General features: G+C 61.6%; 16 protein-coding genes. 12 read left to right on the plus strand and 4 right to left on the minus strand.

Going from position 1 to position 19,746, the window contains the following annotated elements:
* Positions 1-52: 52 nt before the first annotated feature.
* Entirely contained in the window at positions 53-409 is a 357-nt protein-coding gene (locus tag LQK83_RS04550; protein ID WP_230836060.1) for a phasin family protein, read from the minus strand.
* 183 nt (positions 410-592) lie between these two features.
* Positions 593-796: a DUF3126 family protein gene (locus LQK83_RS04555; protein WP_109857746.1), complete on the minus strand. Its 204-nt coding sequence runs from the start codon at positions 794-796 to the stop codon at positions 593-595.
* 256 nt (positions 797-1,052) lie between these two features.
* On the opposite strand from LQK83_RS04555, the gene LQK83_RS04560 reads away from it, so the two are divergent.
* The 6 genes from LQK83_RS04560 to LQK83_RS04585 all read left to right on the plus strand — a co-directional run bounded on the left by LQK83_RS04560 (position 1,053) and on the right by LQK83_RS04585 (position 8,644).
* Positions 1,053-3,011, plus strand: a complete 1,959-nt coding sequence (locus LQK83_RS04560; protein WP_230836061.1) for a putative bifunctional diguanylate cyclase/phosphodiesterase — start codon at positions 1,053-1,055, stop codon at positions 3,009-3,011.
* Between the two features lie 148 nt (positions 3,012-3,159).
* Positions 3,160-5,052 carry a SurA N-terminal domain-containing protein gene (locus LQK83_RS04565; protein ID WP_230836062.1) on the plus strand — a complete coding sequence of 631 codons (1,893 nt, stop codon included), beginning with the start codon at positions 3,160-3,162 and terminating at the stop codon, positions 5,050-5,052.
* A 27-nt stretch (positions 5,053-5,079) separates the two neighbouring features.
* Positions 5,080-6,096 carry an anthranilate phosphoribosyltransferase gene (gene trpD / locus LQK83_RS04570; protein ID WP_230836063.1) on the plus strand — a complete coding sequence of 339 codons (1,017 nt, stop codon included), beginning with the start codon at positions 5,080-5,082 and terminating at the stop codon, positions 6,094-6,096.
* Positions 6,097-6,118: 22 nt separating this feature from the next.
* Positions 6,119-6,934 (plus strand): indole-3-glycerol phosphate synthase TrpC, encoded by an 816-nt coding sequence (gene trpC / locus LQK83_RS04575; RefSeq protein ID WP_230836064.1) that lies wholly within the window; start codon positions 6,119-6,121, stop codon positions 6,932-6,934.
* Positions 6,931-7,440, plus strand: coding sequence for a cyclic pyranopterin monophosphate synthase MoaC (gene moaC, locus LQK83_RS04580; RefSeq protein ID WP_230836065.1), 510 nt, complete (start codon positions 6,931-6,933; stop codon positions 7,438-7,440). The genes trpC and moaC overlap by 4 nt, the downstream gene beginning before the upstream one ends.
* Positions 7,421-8,644, plus strand: coding sequence for a molybdopterin molybdotransferase MoeA (locus LQK83_RS04585; protein WP_230836066.1), 1,224 nt, complete (start codon positions 7,421-7,423; stop codon positions 8,642-8,644). The genes moaC and LQK83_RS04585 overlap by 20 nt, the downstream gene beginning before the upstream one ends.
* Positions 8,645-8,677: 33 nt before the next feature.
* On the opposite strand, the gene LQK83_RS04590 is transcribed toward LQK83_RS04585, so the two are convergent.
* Complete coding sequence (locus tag LQK83_RS04590; protein WP_230836067.1) at positions 8,678-10,156, minus strand: NAD(P)H-hydrate dehydratase; 1,479 nt, start codon at positions 10,154-10,156, stop codon at positions 8,678-8,680.
* Between the two features lie 329 nt (positions 10,157-10,485).
* Between LQK83_RS04590 and LQK83_RS04595 the strand changes: the two genes are divergently transcribed.
* From LQK83_RS04595 to dprA, 4 genes are all read left to right on the plus strand, one after another.
* Positions 10,486-10,824 carry a P-II family nitrogen regulator gene (locus tag LQK83_RS04595; protein WP_109857753.1) on the plus strand — a complete coding sequence of 113 codons (339 nt, stop codon included), beginning with the start codon at positions 10,486-10,488 and terminating at the stop codon, positions 10,822-10,824.
* 72 nt (positions 10,825-10,896) lie between these two features.
* Positions 10,897-12,306, plus strand: a complete 1,410-nt coding sequence (gene glnA, locus LQK83_RS04600; RefSeq protein ID WP_230836068.1) for a type I glutamate--ammonia ligase — start codon at positions 10,897-10,899, stop codon at positions 12,304-12,306.
* Positions 12,307-12,405: 99 nt separating this feature from the next.
* Positions 12,406-13,044, plus strand: coding sequence for a glycerol-3-phosphate 1-O-acyltransferase PlsY (gene plsY, locus LQK83_RS04605; RefSeq protein WP_442966700.1), 639 nt, complete (start codon positions 12,406-12,408; stop codon positions 13,042-13,044).
* A gap of 17 nt (positions 13,045-13,061) precedes the next feature.
* Complete coding sequence (gene dprA / locus LQK83_RS04610; protein ID WP_230836070.1) at positions 13,062-14,201, plus strand: DNA-processing protein DprA; 1,140 nt, start codon at positions 13,062-13,064, stop codon at positions 14,199-14,201.
* Here the strand turns inward: dprA and LQK83_RS04615 are convergent.
* Positions 14,195-14,410, minus strand: a complete 216-nt coding sequence (locus LQK83_RS04615) for a hypothetical protein (RefSeq protein ID WP_230836071.1) — start codon at positions 14,408-14,410, stop codon at positions 14,195-14,197. The two genes, dprA and LQK83_RS04615, sit on opposite strands and share 7 nt — an antisense overlap.
* 269 nt (positions 14,411-14,679) lie before the next feature.
* Between LQK83_RS04615 and topA the strand changes: the two genes are divergently transcribed.
* Together topA and rnr are read left to right on the plus strand one after the other, a co-directional pair.
* Positions 14,680-17,358 (plus strand): type I DNA topoisomerase, encoded by a 2,679-nt coding sequence (gene topA, locus LQK83_RS04620; RefSeq protein WP_230836072.1) that lies wholly within the window; start codon positions 14,680-14,682, stop codon positions 17,356-17,358.
* Positions 17,359-17,385: 27 nt separating this feature from the next.
* Positions 17,386-19,737 carry a ribonuclease R gene (gene rnr / locus LQK83_RS04625; RefSeq protein WP_442966709.1) on the plus strand — a complete coding sequence of 784 codons (2,352 nt, stop codon included), beginning with the start codon at positions 17,386-17,388 and terminating at the stop codon, positions 19,735-19,737.
* The last annotated feature ends 9 nt before the right edge of the window (positions 19,738-19,746 follow it).

The following is a 19,746-nucleotide window of genomic DNA, read 5'->3' on the forward strand; positions in this document are numbered from 1 at the left end:
GAGGGGGCCGGTTCCAGAAAATCGTAGAAAAGTCGCTTTAACGGCTTGGCTATCAGGCAGCTTCGTTAAACTGCGGAGCAGGAACGTCGGCCTGCTTCATGGCATTCTGGTAAGGCGCGTAGGCCGTCTTGGCGACTTCCGCGTACATTTCGCTCATCTTCGTCGCTTCAGCGACCATCTTCTCGAAAGAAGACTTCACGAAAGACGTCTGCAGCTCGACAGCAGCTTCGATGCTCTTGACGCCTGCAAGCTTCTCGACGTGAGCCACGCCATCCTCGAAGGACTTCTTGGAGAAATCCGCCGCTTCAGCCGCAATAGCCTGAAAACCCTTTGTCACGGCCGAATAGTTCTTCAGCATCGTGTCCATGGCTTCCTTGCTCTTGTGGCTGGCTTCATCAAAATTGAACATCGCTTCACCCTTGAGTTCGAGAACAGGCTGCATTTTGAATGCAGCGCACAATAAAGTCAACCGGCGAGCGAATTCTTACCCGATATATGCTCGGATAAATATATCAAATTTATGAATTTATTGTGATTTCGGGAATGCTGCGGCGCGATCTGAAGAACGCACCGCAATCCCTGTCTCGGCAGATCAGAGATCGATATCGAGGATCGCCATGGAGAAATTGTAGGATAGCTCGCCCTCTTCCTCGTCCTTGTAGATCACGCCGAGAAATTCGTCCTCAAGATAGACTTCGGCGGAATCGTCCTTGCGCGGACGCGCCTTGACGACGAGGGCCGGATTGAGATTGCGCTTCAGATAAGCCTCGAGCTTGCGGATTTCTTCCGGTTTCACAACATGATCCTTCTTGATTGCTGGGGATTTTGCCTGCGGGCTTTTGGCATACCCGAGCGGAGGCTGTAAACCCCGGCCGGAAATCCCGCGCAAGCCATTGCGCGAACATCGTCGCCGCCACAATCCTGAATGTTGTTTTGCACAATCCAGACGGAGGCTGTATTAATGCATTTTTATAAGTGGCTCTTTATGTTTGGAACCGATTTTTAAGATGGCGGGCAATTTTTTGTCAGACGCAAACAGATTTGAGAATGCAATGAAGGTCGCACAAGCCAAATCGGCTTTGTCTGGCCTGTTTCTATCGCTGACCATGAACAGCTTCATTGCCATTTCGTTGGCAGCCCTGCTGGTCCTCGACCGGCCGAGCCAGCCTGTTCTTTACTGGCTGATCGCGGTCCTGCTGATCAATGCGGTGCGCTTCGGTTATGTTATCGTGATCAGGCGTCGCGAGACACTCAAGACGAACCCGCAACTGGTGCTGAACTTTCTCGCGCTCGGGGCGCTGACAAGCGGCGTTTGCTGGTCGATCGTGCCGATTGCACTGTCCAATATCGCCGACAGCCATGACAGTTATGTCATCTTCATCATTACGGGCATTACCGCAGGCACACTCATTCAGGATGCAGCCTATGCGATTGCTGCACTGGCGTTTCTGACGCCGCCGCTTTTCGCGCTCGACACGATCATGCTGTTTTCGGGCACGTCGACAGGGTTCCTGATCGGCGCGAATGCCGTGGTGCTGACGGTAATCATCGTCAGAAACACGTTCGAAGCCGAGCGGCAGTTTCTGTCGCGCACCCGCAGCGCGCTTGAGGCGCGCGCACTGGCAAAGTCGCTCTACAGCGCCAATGCCCATATCGTCGATTCCAACAAGCAGCTCGAGGTTCTGGCGCGCCAGGACGCTCTGACCGGCCTTTCGAACCGCGCATCATTCAACGAGGCGCTGAATTCGCGCCTCTCCGAGCTCAGAGGCGACACCGAGCTGGCGCTGGTGCTTTTCGACCTCGACCGGTTCAAGGCGGTCAACGACACCTATGGACACCGCGCCGGCGACAAGCTGCTTCTCGCCTTCACGCGAAAACTCAATACGCTTGCGGAGCCGGGGGATCTTCTGGCGCGTCTCGGTGGCGACGAGTTTGCCGCGGTAATCTGCGGCAAGGGCGCGGCAGAGCGATCGCGCGTTTTCGCGACCCGGGTCGTTGAAGGTTTTCGCGATCCGGTGATCGACGGCGGCCTTCAGACCCGAAGCGGCGCCAGCGCCGGCGTCTCCTTTGCGCCGGAACATGCACACGAGCCGGACGGTCTGTTCGCCGCTGCGGACATGGCACTTTACGACGCGAAGGAGCGTGGGCGGCGGCTTGTTTCGGTTTTCAACAGCACGCTTCGCGAGCGCCTGAACCGCCAGCGCCTGATAGAGGCGACGCTTCCCGGGGCAATCGCCAACGGCGATGTGCGGGCAGTCTTCCAGCCGCAGGTGTCGCTCATCAATGGCGAGGTCATCGGCTTCGAAACGCTGATGCGCTGGTATGACCCTGTTCTCGGCCACGTCAACCCGCAGGAAATCGGCGAGGTGGCGGCCAATGCGCATATGGGTCACCACGTCACCCGGTTCATGCTGATCAAGGCCTGCGAATTCCTGCGCGCCATCGAAGATGCCGGTCGGCTCGACATCCCGGTCGCCGTCAACATCTCGCCGCGCGAATTCGCCAACGTCTCGCCGGCCGACATGTTCATCGAGGTCGCAGCCGAATACAATATCGATCCGAGCCGGCTCGAGATCGAAATTACGGAAGAAACGCTTTTCGACACGAAGAGCTCGAACCATCAGCTGGTGCGCCTCAAGAAGGCGGGCTTCAAGATCGCCGTGGACGATTTCGGGATGGGTCACTCCTCCCTGTCCTATCTGATCGACATGCGCATCGATCGCCTCAAGATCGATCGCAACTTCATTACCGGGATTGCCCATAACCGTCACAACCAGGCGCTCGTCACGGCGCTTCTGACGCTCGGCAAGGCGCTGGATCTCGACATTCTGGTGGAGGGCGTCGAAACCCGTGAAGAGGCGGAAAAACTGATCGAACTGGGCTGCAACCAGGCCCAGGGCTTCCTTTTCTCCAAGGCGCTCACCCCGGCAGACGCCGCCCTCTGGCTCGCCCAGCGCGAACTTCTGGCCAAGGACGTCATCAAGCTCGAGACGGCGAAGCGTATCGCCTAAGACAAACAGCCGATCGCAAATTCGACGGTGCGCTGCAAGATTGCCGCGTAAAGGCTTCCCGTTGCCTTGCTTTTCTTTTATGGAACACGCAAAAAACCGGTTCATCTCGGGCTGAACGGCCCGGATCAATGCGAGGACACCTTCGTCAATGCTCGATCTTCTAAGGCGCGGCGCGCAAACCTGGGTCGCCAAAATCTTCTTCGTGCTGCTTGTCGGCTCCTTCGGGGTCTGGGGCGTTTCGCGCTCTCTCGTGGCCAGCACGCCGGATGCGGTGATTACGGTCGGCGACCAGAAGGTGGGTGCGCATGAGTTCAGGTTGGCCTATGAGCGACAGATCGCGGGCATCTCGCGTCAGATCGGTCAGCGAATTTCGCCCGAGCAGGCGCGCGCCTTCGGGATCGAATCGCAGGTGTTCAGCCAGCTTGCGGCAGGCGCTGCACTCGACGAACTGTCGATCAAGATGAAACTCGGCCTGTCAGATGCACGTCTGGCGGATGAAATCGCCAAGGAGCCGGCCTTCCGCGGCGCGAATGGCCAGTTCGACCGTCAGGTCTTTGCCGCCACCCTGCGCAATGCCGGCTTTACCGAGGCCGATTATATCCAGAGCCAGACGAAGGTGGCGATCCGCAGCCAGCTGGTCGATGCGATTGCCGACGGATTCAAGGCCCCGAAGACGCTCACAGACGCCATGGCGCAGTATCGCGCCCAGACGCGCGACATCCGCTATGTCCTCGTCTCCTCAGCCAATGTCGAGCCGGTGAAGCCGCCGGCGGACGATGTGCTTTCCAAGTGGTATGACGAGCACAAGGCCGCCTATCGCGCGCCGGAATACCGCAAGTTTACCTATATGAAGCTCGAACCGGCTGACATCATCGACGCCGCCGCCATTCCGGACGCACAGGTAAAGGCGGATTACGAGAAGAACAAGAGCCGCTATCTGACGCCCGGAACGCGGACGATCGAGCAGCTCTCCTTCCCCGACAAGGCGGCCGCCGAAAAGGCGGAACAGCGCCTGAAGTCGGGCGAAGTCACCTTCGACAAGCTGATCGAGGAGACGGGCCGCAAGCCGGCCGACGTATTGCTCGGCAACTTCGACAAGGCAAAGGTTCCCGATCCAAAGATCGCCGAGGCGGCTTTTGCGATTCCCGCCGACGGTGGGGTCAGCGGCGTGGTGGACGGCGCCTTCGGCCCCGTCATCCTGCGCGCGACCAACATCAAGCCGGATGTCCAGAGCTCCTTCGAACAGGTCAAGGACAAGATCCGCCGGGACCTCGGCCTGTCTCAGGCGGCCCAGGACATTCTGAATGTGCGTGACCGCTACGAGGATCTGCGCGCCTCCGGCGCCACGCTCGAAGAGGCGGCAAACCAGCTCAAGCTGAAGCCTGTCACCGTCGACGCCGTCGATGCGTCAGGCAAGGACATGAAGGGCGAGCCTGTCAAGGACCTGCCGGCGCAGCAGAAGCTGCTGGGCGAGGTCTTCAAGACTGAACAGGGCGTTGACGCTCTGCCGATCAGCATAGGCCAGGACGGCTATGTGTGGTTCGAGGTGAAGGGCATCGTTCCCGAGCGCGACCGCAAGCTGGAGGAAGTGCGCGATCGCGTACTGGCCGACTGGACTGCCGAGCAGACCCAGAAGGAAGTCGACGCCAAGGCCGAAGCGATCGTCAAGGACCTGAAGGACGGCAAACAGCTGAACGATATCGCCGCCGCTCTCGGCGTCAATGTCGAGGAAAAGACCGGCATCAAGCGCAATACCGAAGACGCCGTGTTGAGCCCGCAGGCGGTTGCCGCGGCGTTTGGCGGCCCGGAGGGCCATGTCGCGACGGCCTGGACAGCCGACAAGAGCGAGAAGATCGTGCTGCAGGTCACGGCAACGGGAACCGACACGAATGCGGATCCGCTTGCCGGAGACAACCGTCAGATCGAGCAGCTGGCCAATTCGGCGGGCGACGACATGCTGGATGAAATGGTGACGAAACTGCAGGCGCAATACGGTGTCGCGATCAATCGGACGCTCGCCCAGCAGGCGATGTCGCGGTGAAACGGGCGTTAGGCCGGGAGAGTTTTCATGCCTGACTTGAAGCAACACATCGCAAAAGTCGCCACGGGCGAAAGCCTGACCATTGATGAAGCGCGCGATGCCTTCTCAATCATCATGAGCGGCGAGGCGACGCTCGCCCAGATCGGCGGTTTCCTGATGGCGCTGAGGGTGCGCGGCGAAACGGTTCCGGAAATCGCCGGAGCCGTCTCCGTCATGCGCGAAAAGATGCTGCGCGTGGACGCCCCGGCCAATGCCATCGATATTGTGGGCACCGGCGGCGACGGCATGAAGACCTACAATATCTCGACCCTGGCGTCGCTGATCGTGGCGGGTGCAGGCGTACCTGTGGCCAAGCACGGCAACCGGGCGCTGTCGTCCAAGTCCGGAGCTGCCGACGCTCTGACGGCGCTTGGCGTCAAGCTCGACATCGGACCGCAGGCGATTTCGGCCTGCGTTCGCGAAGCCGGCATCGGCTTCATGTTCGCACAGCTTCACCATTCGGCCATGCGCCATGTGGGGCCGGCCCGCTCCGAGCTCGGGACGCGGACGGTGTTCAACATCTTGGGCCCCCTCGCCAATCCCGCTGGCGTGAAGCGTCAGCTGGTCGGCGTGTTCTCGCCGGACTGGTTGCATCCGATTGCCGAAACACTGCGTGAACTGGGTTCGGAAAGCGTCTGGGTCGTCCATGGCAGCGGTCTCGACGAGATCACGACGACCGGGACGACAGATGTCGTGGCACTTGAGGACGGCAAGATCCGCGCCTTCAAGCTGACGCCTGCGGATTTCGGCGTGTCTGCTGCGCGGATCGAAGATATTCGCGGCGGCGATGGCGAGGAGAATGCACGGGCCTTGCGCGCGGTGCTCGCGGGCGAGAAAAACGCCTATCGCGATATCGCGCTCGCCAATGCGGCCGCCTCACTCGTGGTCGCCGGTGCGGCTGAGGACATCAAGTCCGGTATGACGATTGCCATTGAATCGCTTGAAAGCGGGGCTACCGCTGGCGCGCTCGAAAAGCTGGTGGACGTCTCCAACTCCGCTGAATAAGCGGCCATGCGAGGATGAACAGATGACCGATATCCTGAAGAAGATCGAAGCCTACAAGCGTGAGGAAATCGCTGCTGCCAAGGCAAGCGTCCCGCTGGCGGATCTGAAGGCGCGGGCAGCCGATCAGCCAGCACCGCGCGGCTTTGCCAGAACGTTGAAGGCCAAGCAGGACGCCGGGGCGTTTGGCCTCATTGCTGAGATCAAGAAGGCGAGCCCGTCCAAGGGACTGATCCGGCCCGATTTTGACCCGCCGGCGCTGGCCGCCGCCTATGAAGTGGGTGGCGCAGCCTGCTTGTCGGTGCTGACCGACACGCCGAGCTTTCAGGGCGCGCCAGAGTTTCTCACGGCGGCACGCAACGCCTGCTCGCTGCCGGCGCTGCGCAAGGATTTCATGTTCGACATCTATCAGGTGCACGAAGCGCGCGCCTGGGGTGCGGATGCTATCCTTGTCATCATGGCGAGCCTTACGGACGATGACGCGCGCCGTCTGGAAGACGAAGCGTTTTCGCTGGGCATGGATGTGCTGGTCGAGGTGCACGATGAGGCGGAAACCGAACGCGCGCTCGAGCTGACCTCGCCGCTTCTCGGCATCAACAACCGCAACTTGAGAACCTTCGAAGTCAGCCTCAACGTCAGCGAGCGCCTGGCCCGCATGGTTCCCGATGACAAGGTGCTTGTCGGCGAGAGCGGCATTTTCACCCATGACGACTGCCTGCGCCTGAAGACCAGCGGCATTTCGACCTTCCTTGTCGGCGAAAGCCTGATGCGACAGACGGATGTGGCTGCCGCCACCCGCCTGCTTCTGACCGGCCGCGCGGAAAGCGTGGCTGCCGAATGAGCGGCGAGCTCACCCATATCAATGAAATGGGCGACGCCCACATGGTGGATGTGGGCGCGAAGGACGATACCGAGCGCAGCGCAACCGCCGAAGGCTTCATCCGCATGAAGCCCGAGACGCTGGCGCTGATCCGCTCGGGCTCTGCCAAGAAAGGTGATGTGCTGGCCACCGCACGCATTGCCGGCATCATGGCCGCCAAGCAGACATCGAGCCTTATTCCACTATGTCATCCGCTCATGCTGACCAAGGTCACGGTCGAGATCGAGGAAGCCTCTGCCGTGCCGGGCTACCGTGTCGTTGCAACGGCAAAGCTGACCGGCAAGACGGGGGTCGAAATGGAGGCGCTGACAGCCTGCTCCATCACCTGCCTGACGATCTACGACATGGCCAAGGCCGCCGACAAGGGCATGGAGATCGGGCCGATACGGCTGCTGACGAAATCGGGCGGCAAGTCCGGCGCTTACGTTTATGAAGGCGGAATGGGCGATGACATTGTTGCCGGTTGACACCGCCCTTGCCAGGCTTCTGGCGCTTGCGAAACCCATTGAAGAGAGCGAGACGCTGCCGCTCGACGCCTGCGGGGGTCGCGTCCTGTTGGATGACCTCAAGGCCCGTCTGACCCAGCCGCCCTTCGACGCCTCCGCCATGGACGGTTACGCCATCCGGACGGCGGATACACATGCCGAGGCGCGGCTGACGCTGATCGGCGAATCCGCAGCAGGCCATGCCTTTGCCGGCAAGGTCGGACCGGGGCAGACGGTACGCATCTTCACGGGCGCACCCGTGCCGGAGGGTGCGGATGCAGTCTTGCTGCAGGAAGACGCCATCCGGCATGAGGACGGCACGGTCGGCATGTCCTTTTTGCCCGAACCGAGCCGCCATATTCGTCCGAAAGGGCAGGATTTCCGTGAGGGTGACACCATTCTGACGGCGGGAGCTGTCATGACGCCGGCCCGTCTGATGGTCGCCGCCGCGATGGATCACGCGCGGTTGCCGGTCCGTCGGCGCGCCCGCGTCGGCCTGCTGGCCACAGGCGACGAACTGGTGCGCCCGGGCGCACCCCGCGCGCCGAGCCAGATCATTGCTTCCAATACTTTCGCCGTGTCCGCGCTCGCCCGGGACTGCGGCGCGGAAGCTGTCGATCTCGGCATTGCCCAAGACACGGTGACCGATCTGGCGGAGCGGATCGCGCAGGCCAAGGCGGCGCGGCTCGATGTGCTGGTCACGCTGGGCGGAGCCTCGGTCGGCGACCACGATCTTGTGCAGAAGGCGCTGAAAGATGCCGGGATGCAGCTCGACTTCTGGCAGATCGCAATGCGCCCCGGCAAGCCGCTGATGGTGGGCACGCTCGGCGACATGATCGTCATCGGTCTCCCCGGCAATCCGGTTTCAAGCCTGGTCTGCAGCCTGCTGTTTCTGGAGCCGCTGCTTTCGCGGCTCGCCGGCTCGCCCGCGCCGAAACGCGAAGCCGATGTCATCGTGGCGCAGGCGCTGAAGGAAAACGACAAGCGACGCGATCATCTTCGGGCAAAGCTCACCCGCGATTCGAAGGGCAGGCTGGTCGCAGAGCCGTTCGCAAAGCAGGATTCGTCGATGATGAACGTGCTGGCGCAATCGGGCTGCCTCGTGATCCGGGAACCTTTCGCGCCAGCGCTCGCCGCAGGCGAACCCGCCCGCGCCATCGTCATTCGCGATCCCGATATTCTCTGACTTCGACGTCCTCTGTCCCGGCGGCAAATCCTGTCAGTCATTTTCCGGAATGGCTTGCGGGATAACATCGACCAGGGTCTCGGCCGTCAAACCCCTTCCCGCAATCTGCCCAGCCTGCCCGTGAATCCACACGGCAGCGCAGGCAGCCTCGAAGGCCGGCGCAGAATGCGCCAGCATGGCTGCGGTGATGCCGGAAAGCACGTCGCCGGAGCCGGCTGTTGCCAGATCGGCCGGCGCATTCGCGTTGATGGCAGCGCGGCCATCGGGTGCGGCAATGACGGTGTCCGAGCCCTTGTAGACAATCACCGCCCCCGAACGCGCGGCAGCCTTGCGGGCGCGCTCGACCTTTGACCCACTGGTCGTTGACAGATCGGGAAACAGCCGGCCGAACTCTCCCTCATGCGGGGTCATGACCACCGTTGCGCCTTCGGCGCGGATCGCCTCGAAGAGCGACTTCGGCTCGTTGGCAAAGGCGGTCAAGGCATCCGCATCCAGAACGGTGGGCTTGGTCAGGAGCGAAAGCGCCAGTTCTCTCAGCGCAGGACTCACGCCATAGCCGGGCCCAACCACGAAAGCGCTGACGCGATGGTCGCTCAGCATGGCACGGATCGCTCGGGTGTCAGCTTCGCGCAGCATGACGGCATCGAGATGGGCGGCATTGACGGCCAATGCTTCCGGCGGGGAAACCAGCGTGACCGCGCCCGCCCCCGCCTTCAGCGCCGCCGCGGCGGAAAGACGGGCAGCGCCCGACGTCGTGGGCCCGCCGGAAAAGACGGCAACATGGCCTCGGGCATATTTGTGGCTATCGGCGGTCGGGCCGGAAAGGGCTGCGGAGAACAGGCCGGGCCCGTTTTCCCAGAGCCTGCCCGCGCGGGCGGCAACCAGACGCTTCGGAATGCCGATATCAAAAACATGCAGCCGGCCGCAGAGTTCGCGTCCCGGCAAAAGGAGATGACCTGGCTTGCGGGCCATGAAGGTGACCGTGTGGCTTGCGGCAAAGGCACTACCCCTCACCTCGCCGGTTTCCCCATCGACGCCGGAGGGAATGTCGGCGGCGATGACCGGTGACCGCAAGACGCTCACCTCGGCGGCAATTCTTGCCACATCCGCAGGCACCTCGCGCGCAAGGCCCGCGCCAAAAATGGCATCAATCACCACGTCGCCGGAGCGGGCAGCATAGGCGGCAAGCGGCTCCACAGCGCCCTCATAGGCAGCACGTGCAAGCGCGGCATCACCCTTGAGGTCTTCGACGCCGAGACCGTAAACGGCCACGCTTGCCGCAGAGCGCAGCAATGAGGCGGCGGCGACATATCCGTCTCCGCCATTATTGCCCGGACCGCAGAGGACAACGAACCTCAGCGCCGAAGGATAATGTGCGAGCGCAAGCGCCGCCACAGCCTCCCCCGCGTTTTGCATGAGGCGAAACGGGTTTATGCCCGAGGCGGCGGCATCCACGTCCACCTGCCCCATCTCACGCGGACCGATGAGAATTCGTTCAAATTCCTGCTTCATCTAACGCCTGCCACCCGACTTCGGCCCTGCGCCGCAGAGCAATTGAACTATTTTTGTGCATTTGAATATTTTTCATGCACTACAACACCCGCACGTCTTCGAGTGGCCGGTCCTATTTTCGCCGCCCGACATCTGCCTCCCGCATTTTCGCCGAGAATTCACCGAATGGTACTGGTCTTTTATGCCGATTTGGGTGAAAACTCTTTGCGAGCGATGCGATATCAACCGAATTTTGCCGCAACATCAGGCAATTGGCATGATATCTGCATCGAGTGGGGCGCGGGGACTAATGCCCCACGTCAACGGGAGAAGCGGAGAAGTACTTTCTCATGAAAAAGATCGAAGCGATCATCAAGCCCTTCAAGCTCGACGAAGTGAAGGAAGCACTGCAGGAAGTCGGCCTGCAGGGGATCACTGTGACCGAAGCCAAGGGCTTCGGCCGTCAGAAGGGCCATACAGAACTCTATCGCGGCGCCGAATATGTCGTCGATTTTCTCCCCAAGGTGAAGGTCGAGGTGGTGCTGGCGGATGAGAATGCGGAAACCGTCATCGAGACGATCCGCAAGGCGGCGCAGACCGGCCGTATCGGCGACGGAAAGATCTTCGTTTCCAATATCGAGGAAGTCATCCGTATCCGCACCGGCGAAACGGGCATCGACGCCATCTGACCTCGCCCCGGAAACGGGTCGAGACTTTAGGGACTGGAAACACCTGTCGTCATCAAAAAGGGATAAACTCAAATGGCGAAATCGAACGATATTCTGAAGCAAATCAAGGACAACGACGTCAAGTTCGTTGACCTGCGCTTCACGGATCCCAAGGGCAAGCTGCAGCATGTGACCATGGACGTGTCCTGCGTCGATGAAGACATGTTTGCCGACGGTGTCATGTTTGATGGCTCCTCGATCGGCGGCTGGAAGGCCATCAATGAGTCCGACATGGTGCTCATGCCCGACGCGGAGACGGCCCATATGGACCCGTTCTTCGCTCAGTCGACCATGGCGATCGTCTGCGACATTCTCGACCCGGTCTCCGGCGAACCCTACAACCGCGACCCGCGCGGCACGGCCAAGAAGGCCGAAGCCTATCTCAAGGCGTCCGGTATCGGCGACACGATTTTTGTCGGCCCGGAGCCTGAATTCTTCGTCTTCGACGACGTGAAGTACAAGGCCGACCCTTACAACACCGGCTTCAAGCTTGACTCCTCGGAACTGCCGTCCAACGACGACACCGATTACGAGACCGGCAACCTCGGTCACCGTCCGCGCGTTAAGGGCGGCTATTTCCCGGTTCCGCCGGTCGACAGCCTGCAGGACATGCGCTCGGAAATGCTGACGATCCTCGCCGAAATGGGCGTCGTCGTCGAAAAGCATCACCACGAAGTGGCCGCCGCCCAGCACGAGCTTGGCGTGAAGTTCGACACGCTGGTGCGCAACGCCGACAAGATGCAGATCTACAAGTATGTCGTGCATCAGGTCGCAAACGCCTACGGCAAGACGGCTACTTTCATGCCGAAGCCGATCTTCGGCGACAACGGCTCGGGCATGCACGTGCACCAGTCGATATGGAAGGACGGCAAGCCGACCTTTGCAGGCGACGAATATGCCGGCCTGTCGGAATCCTGCCTCTATTACATCGGCGGCATCATCAAGCACGCCAAGGCGATCAACGCCTTCACCAACCCGACGACGAACTCCTACAAGCGTCTCGTTCCGGGTTATGAAGCGCCGGTTCTGCTTGCCTATTCGGCGCGCAACCGTTCCGCCTCGTGCCGCATCCCGTTCGGCTCCTCGCCGAAGGCAAAGCGCGTGGAAGTCCGCTTCCCCGATCCGGCGCAGAACCCCTATCTCGGCTTCGCCGCCATGCTGATGGCCGGCCTCGACGGTATCAAGAACAAGATCCATCCCGGCAAGGCCATGGACAAGGATCTCTACGACCTGCCGCCGAAGGAGCTGAAGAAGATCCCGACCGTGTGCGGTTCGCTCCGCGAAGCACTCGAAAGCCTCGACAAGGACCGCAAGTTCCTGACTGCCGGCGGCGTGTTCGACGACGACCAGATCGATGCGTTCATTGAACTGAAGATGGTCGAAGTGATGCGTTTCGAAATGACGCCGCACCCGGTCGAATTCGACATGTACTATTCGATCTGATCATCCGGTCAGCGAAACGTTATGAAAAGCGGGGGAGCAATCCTCCGCTTTTTTGTTTGGCGAGGCGGCTGCCGCTTTAAGTCTTCGCCGGATGGCGGTATGACCCGAGCACAAGATTTCTTCATATGGTGCTCGCCCGTGGACACGCTCACACCTCCCATCCTGCTTTCCGTTGTCTTTGGCTATCTGCTCGGCTCGATCCCCTTCGGCCTGATCCTGACCCGCGCGGCGGGGCTTGGCGACGTGCGCAAGATCGGCTCCGGCAATATCGGCGCCACCAACGTGCTGCGCACCGGCAACAAGAAACTGGCGGCGGCGACCCTGTTGCTCGACGCGCTGAAGGCGACGGCTGCGGCTGTCGTCGCTGCGCATTTCATCTCGCTTGAGGCCGGGATTGCGGCGGGCTTCGCAGCGTTTATCGGCCACCTTTACCCGGTCTGGCTGAAATTCAAAGGCGGCAAGGGCGTGGCCACCTATATCGGCGTGCTGCTGGGCCTTGCTCCGCTCATGGTGCTGGTCTTTGCCGTGCTCTGGCTCGGCTGCGCCAAGATCACCCGCTACTCGTCGCTTTCCGCCTTGGTTGCAACTCTCGTCGTTCCGGTTGTAGAGTGGTTTGCGGGGGATCACAGGGTTGCCGTGGCGCTTGCCGTCATGACGGTCATCACCTGGATCAAGCATAAACAGAACATTGAAAGACTTCTGGCCGGCACCGAAAGCCGGATAGGCCAGAAGGGATAGCACAACGGGGATATTCAATGGCGGAACGCGCTGCGAAGGGCATCAGACTGACTGACAAGCAGCGCATCGCCTGGCTTCGCCTCATCCGCTCCGACAATGTCGGCCCTGTAACCTTCCGCGATCTGATCAACCATTTCGGCACCGCCGAGACAGCGCTTGCCATGTTGCCCGAGCTTTCGGCACGTGGCGGCTCCTCTCGCGCCATTCGCGTTGCCAGCGAACAGGAAGCGTTGGCCGAACTGGAGGCGGCGCGTCGGCATGGTGCTCAATTTATCGGTATCGGCGAGCCAGATTATCCATCGGCACTCAGGCAGATCGACGGCGCACCACCGCTTCTGGCCGTCAGGGGTAACGTTTCCGCCTTTCATCCGCCAGCGCTCGGCATCGTCGGCTCGCGCAATGCCTCCGTAGCAGGAGCAAAGTTCGCGGCGATGATTGCAGCAGAGGCAGGCCGCGCCGGCTTCAACGTGATTTCCGGGCTGGCGCGCGGCATCGACACGGCAGCCCATCGCGCAAGCCTTGCCACGGGAACGCTTGCGGCACTTGCGGGCGGTATCGACAAGCCCTACCCGCCGGAAAACCTCCCGCTTTACGAAGCGATCTGCGATGGCGGCGGCCTTGTCGTCAGCGAAATGCCCTTCGGCTGGGAGGCCCGGGCGCGCGACTTCCCGCGACGCAACCGTCTGATTGCCGGAATATCGCTGGGTACAGTGGTCATTGAAGCGGCATCGCGCTCCGGCTCGCTGATTACTGCGGCACGCGCTGCGGATTTCGGGCGCCTGGTCTTTGCCGTGCCCGGTTCGCCGCTCGATCCACGCTGCCATGGGACCAACCAACTGCTGAAAGACGGCGCAACAATCGTCACCACGCCGGAGGATGTGATCGAAGCGCTACGACCTCTCGTGGAGACCGATCTGTTTTCGGCTGCCGATGCACGCGAACCGGATGCGGAACGCCCATCAGACAGCTATGAGCCGCCGGATGACGACGACCGCTTCCGCATCGTCAGTGCGCTTGGGCCGACGCCGGCGGAAATCGATGATATCGTGCGACACACCGGCCTTTCGCCCCAGGCTGTCTATCTCGTTCTGCTCGAGCTGGATCTTGCCGGACGTCTTGTCCGCCACAAGGGCGGCCTCGTCAGCCTCGACTATTGAGCGCGCGTCGATGCGCGGGGCGTGAGTCGGCTGCGTCCGGACTGGATGTCGCCCGCTTCCACATAGGCCATTTCGATCAGATAGCAGAGAAGGTCGGCACCTTCGCTCTTGGCGACAAGCCGCAACTCTCCCAGCATCTGCCGGAGATAGGCAATATTTTCTTTGGTTTTCTCGGCGTCGGCTCCATTGTTTCGATGGATCGAATTCATGTCCTACGCTCTCTTTTCCCATTAAAATGCATTGGCTATCGCGCGAACGATAACTAAACCTGAGCATAGTGAATTTATCTATAATTGCAACAACCGTTAAATCTATTTATGGTTGCATACGGTTTAGCAGGATCGAAAATTGCCCTCGCCCCCTTGACCGCGACGATTTCCCTGTCCATGTCGGGGTGTAAAATTGCGACCTCAAGTGCGTCCGCCCCTTCTTTGCGTGTTCCCGCACCAAAGCGGCCCGAGCGGATCTGGATAGTATGATGAACGTAGTCGTGGTGGAATCGCCTGCGAAGGCCAAGACGATCAATAAATATCTGGGCTCCGGCTACAAGGTTCTCGCCTCGTTCGGGCACGTGCGCGATCTGCCGGCGAAGGACGGCTCGGTTCTTCCCGACCAGGACTTTGAAATGTCGTGGGAGGTTGACTCAGCCTCTGCCAAGCGCGTCAAGGATATCGCCGACGCACTGAAGGATGCCGACGGCCTCATTCTCGCAACCGACCCGGATCGCGAGGGAGAAGCGATTTCGTGGCATGTGCTCGATCTTCTGAAGAAGAAGAAGGTGCTCGGCTCCAAGCCGGTCAAGCGCGTTGTCTTCAACGCCATTACCAAGAAGGCGGTTCTCGATGCGATGGCGCAGCCGCGCGACATCGATATCCCGCTGGTGGACGCCTATCTGGCGCGCCGCGCGCTCGACTATCTCGTGGGCTTCAACCTCTCTCCGGTCCTGTGGCGCAAGCTGCCCGGCGCGCGGTCTGCCGGCCGCGTGCAGTCGGTGGCACTGCGCCTCGTCTGCGACCGTGAGTCCGAGATCGAGCGCTTCGTTTCGGAAGAATACTGGAACCTCTCGGCGCTTCTGAAGACGCCACGCGGCGATGAATTTGAAGCGCGTCTGGTTTCCGCCGATGGCAAGCGGCTCCAGACCAAGTCGATCGGCAATGGTGAACAGGCCAACGACCTGAAGGCGCTGCTCGAAGGCGCAGCCTTCGCGGTCGAGTCGGTCGAGGCAAAGCCCGTCAAGCGCAATCCCGGCCCGCCCTTCACCACGTCGACCCTGCAGCAGGCCGCCTCCTCGCGCCTCGGCTTCTCGGCGTCGCGCACCATGCAGGTCGCGCAGAAGCTTTATGAAGGCATGGACATCGGCGGCGAGACGGTCGGTCTCATTACCTATATGCGTACGGACGGCGTGCAGATGGCTCCGGAGGCGATTGATGCCGCCCGTGCAGCGATCATCGATCAGTTCGGCGCCCGCTACTGCCCGGAAAAGCCGCGCTTCTATTCCACCAAGGCCAAGAACGCACAGGAAGCCCACGAAGCGATCCGTCCGACGGATTTCTCGCGTTCGCCGGACAAGGTGCGCCGCTTCCTCGACAGCGACCAGCTGCGTCTCTACGAGCTGATCTGGAAGCGCGGTATCGCGAGCCAGATGGCCGGCGCCGAAATCGAGCGCACCACGGTTGAAATCCTGGCTGACAATGCGGGCCGCAAGGCGGGCCTGCGTGCCGTCGGCTCGGTCATCCGTTTCGATGGCTTCATTGCCGCCTATACCGATCAGCGCGAGGAAAACGAGCCTTCGGAAGATGGCGAGGACGATGGCCGCCTGCCGGAAATCAACGCCCGCGAAAAGCTCGACAAGCAGAAGGTCAATGCCTCCCAGCATTTCACCGAGCCGCCGCCGCGCTATTCGGAAGCCTCGCTCATCAAGAAGATGGAAGAGCTCGGCATCGGCCGCCCCTCCACCTATGCCGCGACGATTGCCACGCTGCGCGACCGCGAATATGTGACCATCGACAAGCGCAAGCTCATCCCGGATGCCAAGGGCCGTCTCGTGACGGCGTTTCTCGAGAACTTCTTCGCGAAGTATGTGGAATACGACTTCACGGCCGATCTCGAAGAAAAGCTCGACAAAATCTCGGCCGGTGAGCTCGACTGGAAGAAGGTTCTCCGCGAATTCTGGAACGACTTCTTTGCCCAGATCGAGGACACGAAGGAGTTGCGCGTCACCAACGTGCTCGATGCGCTGAACGAGGCGCTGGCTCCGCTCGTCTTCCCGAAGCGCGAGGATGGATCAGATCCGCGCATCTGCCAGGTCTGCGGCACAGGCAATCTGTCTCTGAAGCTCGGCAAGTATGGCGCCTTTGTCGGCTGCTCGAACTATCCGGAGTGCAATTATACGCGCCAGCTGTCGGCCGATGCGAACGGCGATGACGCGGCAACCGCTGACGGCCCGACCGTGCTCGGCACCGATCCCGACACGGGAGAGGAAGTATCGCTGCGTTCTGGCCGCTTTGGGCCTTACGTCCAGCGCGGCGATGGCAAGGACGCCAAGCGCGCGAGCCTCCCCAAGGGCTGGAAGCCGGACACGACGACGCTAGAACGCGCGATGTCGCTTCTCTCGCTGCCGCGCGAAGTGGGCATTCATCCCGAAACCGGCAAGCCGATTTCCGCCAGTATCGGTCGCTATGGTCCTTTCCTGCTGCATGATGGCGCTTACGCCAATCTCGAGTCGGTCGAGGATGTCTTCACGGTCGGCCTCAATCGTGCCGTGACACTGATCGCCGAGAAGCAGGCGCGAGGCGGCAAGCCCGCGCGGGCCGGGGCCACTGCCCTCAAGGAGCTCGGCGACCATCCGAGCGGCGGTGCGATCACGGTGCGCGAGGGCCGTTACGGACCTTACGTGAACTGGGGCAAGGTCAATGCGACCCTGCCGCGCGGCAAGGACCCGCAGTCGGTGACGGTCGAAGAGGCCCTGGCGCTCATTACGGAGAAGGCCGGCAAGGCACCCGCGCCGAAGTCGAAAAGTTCCAAGGCGAAGGCGACCAAGGCTGCAGCAGCCGACAAGCCGGCAGCGGCAAAGACGACCAAGGCAAAGGCGCCCGCCAAAACTGCGGCAAAGACGCCTGCGAAGGCAAAAGCGGCCCCAAAGGCCAAGAAGGGCTGACCCGTGACACGCAAGCGGCACGATGAAATCGATGGTGCCGGCGAGCACGGCGCATCCGAAAGCGGCAACGGAAACCGGACGCGCAAGCGTGGCGGCAAACCCGCTGCGCCCGCTGCGGATTTCGTCTACGGGCAATTGCCGTCGCGCGAAGTCGTGCTGCGTTTCATCGCCGATCATCCGCAAAAGGCGTCCAAGCGCGAGCTTTACAAGGCTTTCGGCATCAAGGGTGACGACCGGATTGCGCTCAAAGACATGCTGCGCGATCTCGAAGACGAAGGGATGGTCGAGAGAAACCGCAAGTCACTTGTGCGTCCGGGTGCGCTGCCGCCGGTCACGGTTCTCGACATCACGGTTCGCGGCAAGGACGGCGAGCTGATCGCCCGTCCCGCCGAATGGCTGGACGAGATGGGCGTGGCGCCAGCGGTGGCCATCCGCCAGTCCTCGAATGCCGGACGCTCGGGGCGCGACAAGGCCCCGGTTGCCGGTCTCGGCGACCGCGTGCTCGCGAAGATTTTCCCCGCCACCGATCGCGGCGGCCCGGCCTATACGGCGCGGATCATCAAGGTCCTCGACAAGCGCAAGAATGCCGGCATGGGCGTCTTCAAGGTGACGCCCGGCGGTGGCGGGCGCGTGCTGCCGATCGACCGGCGTGGCGAAGAGCTGGTGGTCGATCCGGATTACACGAATAATGCGCAGGACGGCGATCTGGTCGAGATCGAAACGCTGCGCATCGGCCGCTACGGGCTGGCGCGCGCCAAGGTTCTCTCGGTCATCGGTTCGGTGGCTTCGGAAAAAGCGATCTCTATGATCGCCATCCATGCCCACGGCATTCCTTATATTTTCCCCGACAAGGTCATGGCCGAGGCGGAAGCCGCCAAGCCCGCCTCCATGTCGAAGCGTGAGGACTGGCGGAAGCTCCCGCTCATCACCATCGACCCGGCAGACGCCAAGGACCATGACGATGCGGTCTATGCGGAAGATGACCCATCGCCGGACAATCCGGGCGGCGTGATCGTCACGGTCGCGATTGCGGACGTCTCGTGGTATGTCCGCCCGAATTCGCCACTGGACCGCGAGGCGCTGAAGCGTGGCAACTCGGTCTATTTCCCGGACCGCGTCGTGCCGATGCTGCCTGAGCGGATTTCGAACGACCTCTGCTCGCTTCGCGAAGGCGAGGACCGGCCGGCGATCGCGGTTCGCATGACCTTCTCCAAGGCGGGTCGCAAGGCGGGGCACACCTTCCACCGCATCATGATGAAGAGCGCGGCCAAGCTCTCCTACCAGCAGGCACAAGCGGCGATCGACGGCGCACCGGACGAGAAGACCGGGCCGCTGCTCGACACGATCCTCAAGCCGCTGTGGCATGCCTATCGCATCATGACGATCGGACGCGATCGCCGCGAACCGCTGGAACTCGATCTGCCGGAGCGGAAGATTCTTCTGAAGAGCGATGGCACCGTCGATCGCGTCTTCGTGCCGCCGCGTCTCGACGCGCATCGGCTGATCGAAGAGATGATGATCCAGGCGAACGTCGCGGCGGCTGAAACGCTGGAGAAGGCGCGTCAGCCCCTGCTCTACCGTGTTCACGACACGCCATCGCTCGCCAAACAGGAAGTGCTGCGCGAGTTCCTGGGCACGCTCGAAATGTCTCTGGCACGCGGCAACCTGCGCTCGAGCCATTTCAACCAGATCCTCGACAAGGCGCGTGGCACGCCGGTTGAGACCATGGTCTCCGAGATGGTGCTACGCTCGCAGAGCCAGGCGATCTACAGCCCGGAAAATCTCGGGCATTTCGGCCTCAACTTGATGAAATATGCGCATTTCACCTCGCCGATCCGACGCTATTCGGACCTGATCGTGCATCGCGGTCTCGTCAAGGCGCTGAACCTTGGCGAAGGCGGGCTGACGATGGAGGAAGAGGAAGTCCTCGACGACATCGCCGCCGAAATCTCGACCTTCGAGCGCCGCGCCATGAAGGCTGAGCGCGACACTGTGGACCGCCTGATTGCGCATCATCTGGCAGGCCGCATCGGGGAAAGCTTCGATGGGCGCGTTTCCGGCGTCACCAAGTCTGGCCTGTTCATTTCGCTGCCGCAGTTCGGCGCGGACGGCTTCGTGCCGGTCTCGACACTGGGCATGGATTATTTCATATATGACGAAGCCCATCAGGCGCTGACAGGTGAGAAAACCGGACTTGGCTATCGTCTGGGCGACAATGTCGAGGTGCGGCTGGCCGAGGCCATTCCTTTGGCCGGTTCCCTGCGGTTCGAAATTCTGAGCGAGGGTCGGCGGATGCCGACGGGAGCCCGCTCATTTCACAAGTCTGGCCGCAAGTCGGTCAAGCGGCCGGGGACACGGCCGCCGCGTGGCCGCCGCTAACGTGGCCGG

The organism is Rhizobium sp. C1 (assembly GCF_021026335.1).
Classification (GTDB): domain Bacteria; phylum Pseudomonadota; class Alphaproteobacteria; order Rhizobiales; family Rhizobiaceae; genus Ensifer_A.

Bases quoted from the DNA above. Each gene is read 5' to 3' on its own strand.
- LQK83_RS04550 (WP_230836060.1), bottom strand. From the start codon at position 409: ATGTTCAATTTTGATGAAGCCAGCCACAAGAGCAAGGAAGCCATGGAC.
- LQK83_RS04560 (WP_230836061.1), top strand. From the start codon at position 1,053: ATGAAGGTCGCACAAGCCAAATCGGCTTTGTCTGGCCTGTTTCTATCG.
- LQK83_RS04565 (WP_230836062.1), top strand. From the start codon at position 3,160: ATGCTCGATCTTCTAAGGCGCGGCGCGCAAACCTGGGTCGCCAAAATC.
- trpD (WP_230836063.1), top strand. From the start codon at position 5,080: ATGCCTGACTTGAAGCAACACATCGCAAAAGTCGCCACGGGCGAAAGC.
- trpC (WP_230836064.1), top strand. From the start codon at position 6,119: ATGACCGATATCCTGAAGAAGATCGAAGCCTACAAGCGTGAGGAAATC.
- moaC (WP_230836065.1), top strand. From the start codon at position 6,931: ATGAGCGGCGAGCTCACCCATATCAATGAAATGGGCGACGCCCACATG.
- LQK83_RS04585 (WP_230836066.1), top strand. From the start codon at position 7,421: ATGACATTGTTGCCGGTTGACACCGCCCTTGCCAGGCTTCTGGCGCTT.
- LQK83_RS04590 (WP_230836067.1), bottom strand. From the start codon at position 10,156: ATGAAGCAGGAATTTGAACGAATTCTCATCGGTCCGCGTGAGATGGGG.
- LQK83_RS04595 (WP_109857753.1), top strand. From the start codon at position 10,486: ATGAAAAAGATCGAAGCGATCATCAAGCCCTTCAAGCTCGACGAAGTG.
- glnA (WP_230836068.1), top strand. From the start codon at position 10,897: ATGGCGAAATCGAACGATATTCTGAAGCAAATCAAGGACAACGACGTC.
- plsY (WP_442966700.1), top strand. From the start codon at position 12,406: ATGACCCGAGCACAAGATTTCTTCATATGGTGCTCGCCCGTGGACACG.
- dprA (WP_230836070.1), top strand. From the start codon at position 13,062: ATGGCGGAACGCGCTGCGAAGGGCATCAGACTGACTGACAAGCAGCGC.
- LQK83_RS04615 (WP_230836071.1), bottom strand. From the start codon at position 14,410: ATGAATTCGATCCATCGAAACAATGGAGCCGACGCCGAGAAAACCAAA.
- topA (WP_230836072.1), top strand. From the start codon at position 14,680: ATGAACGTAGTCGTGGTGGAATCGCCTGCGAAGGCCAAGACGATCAAT.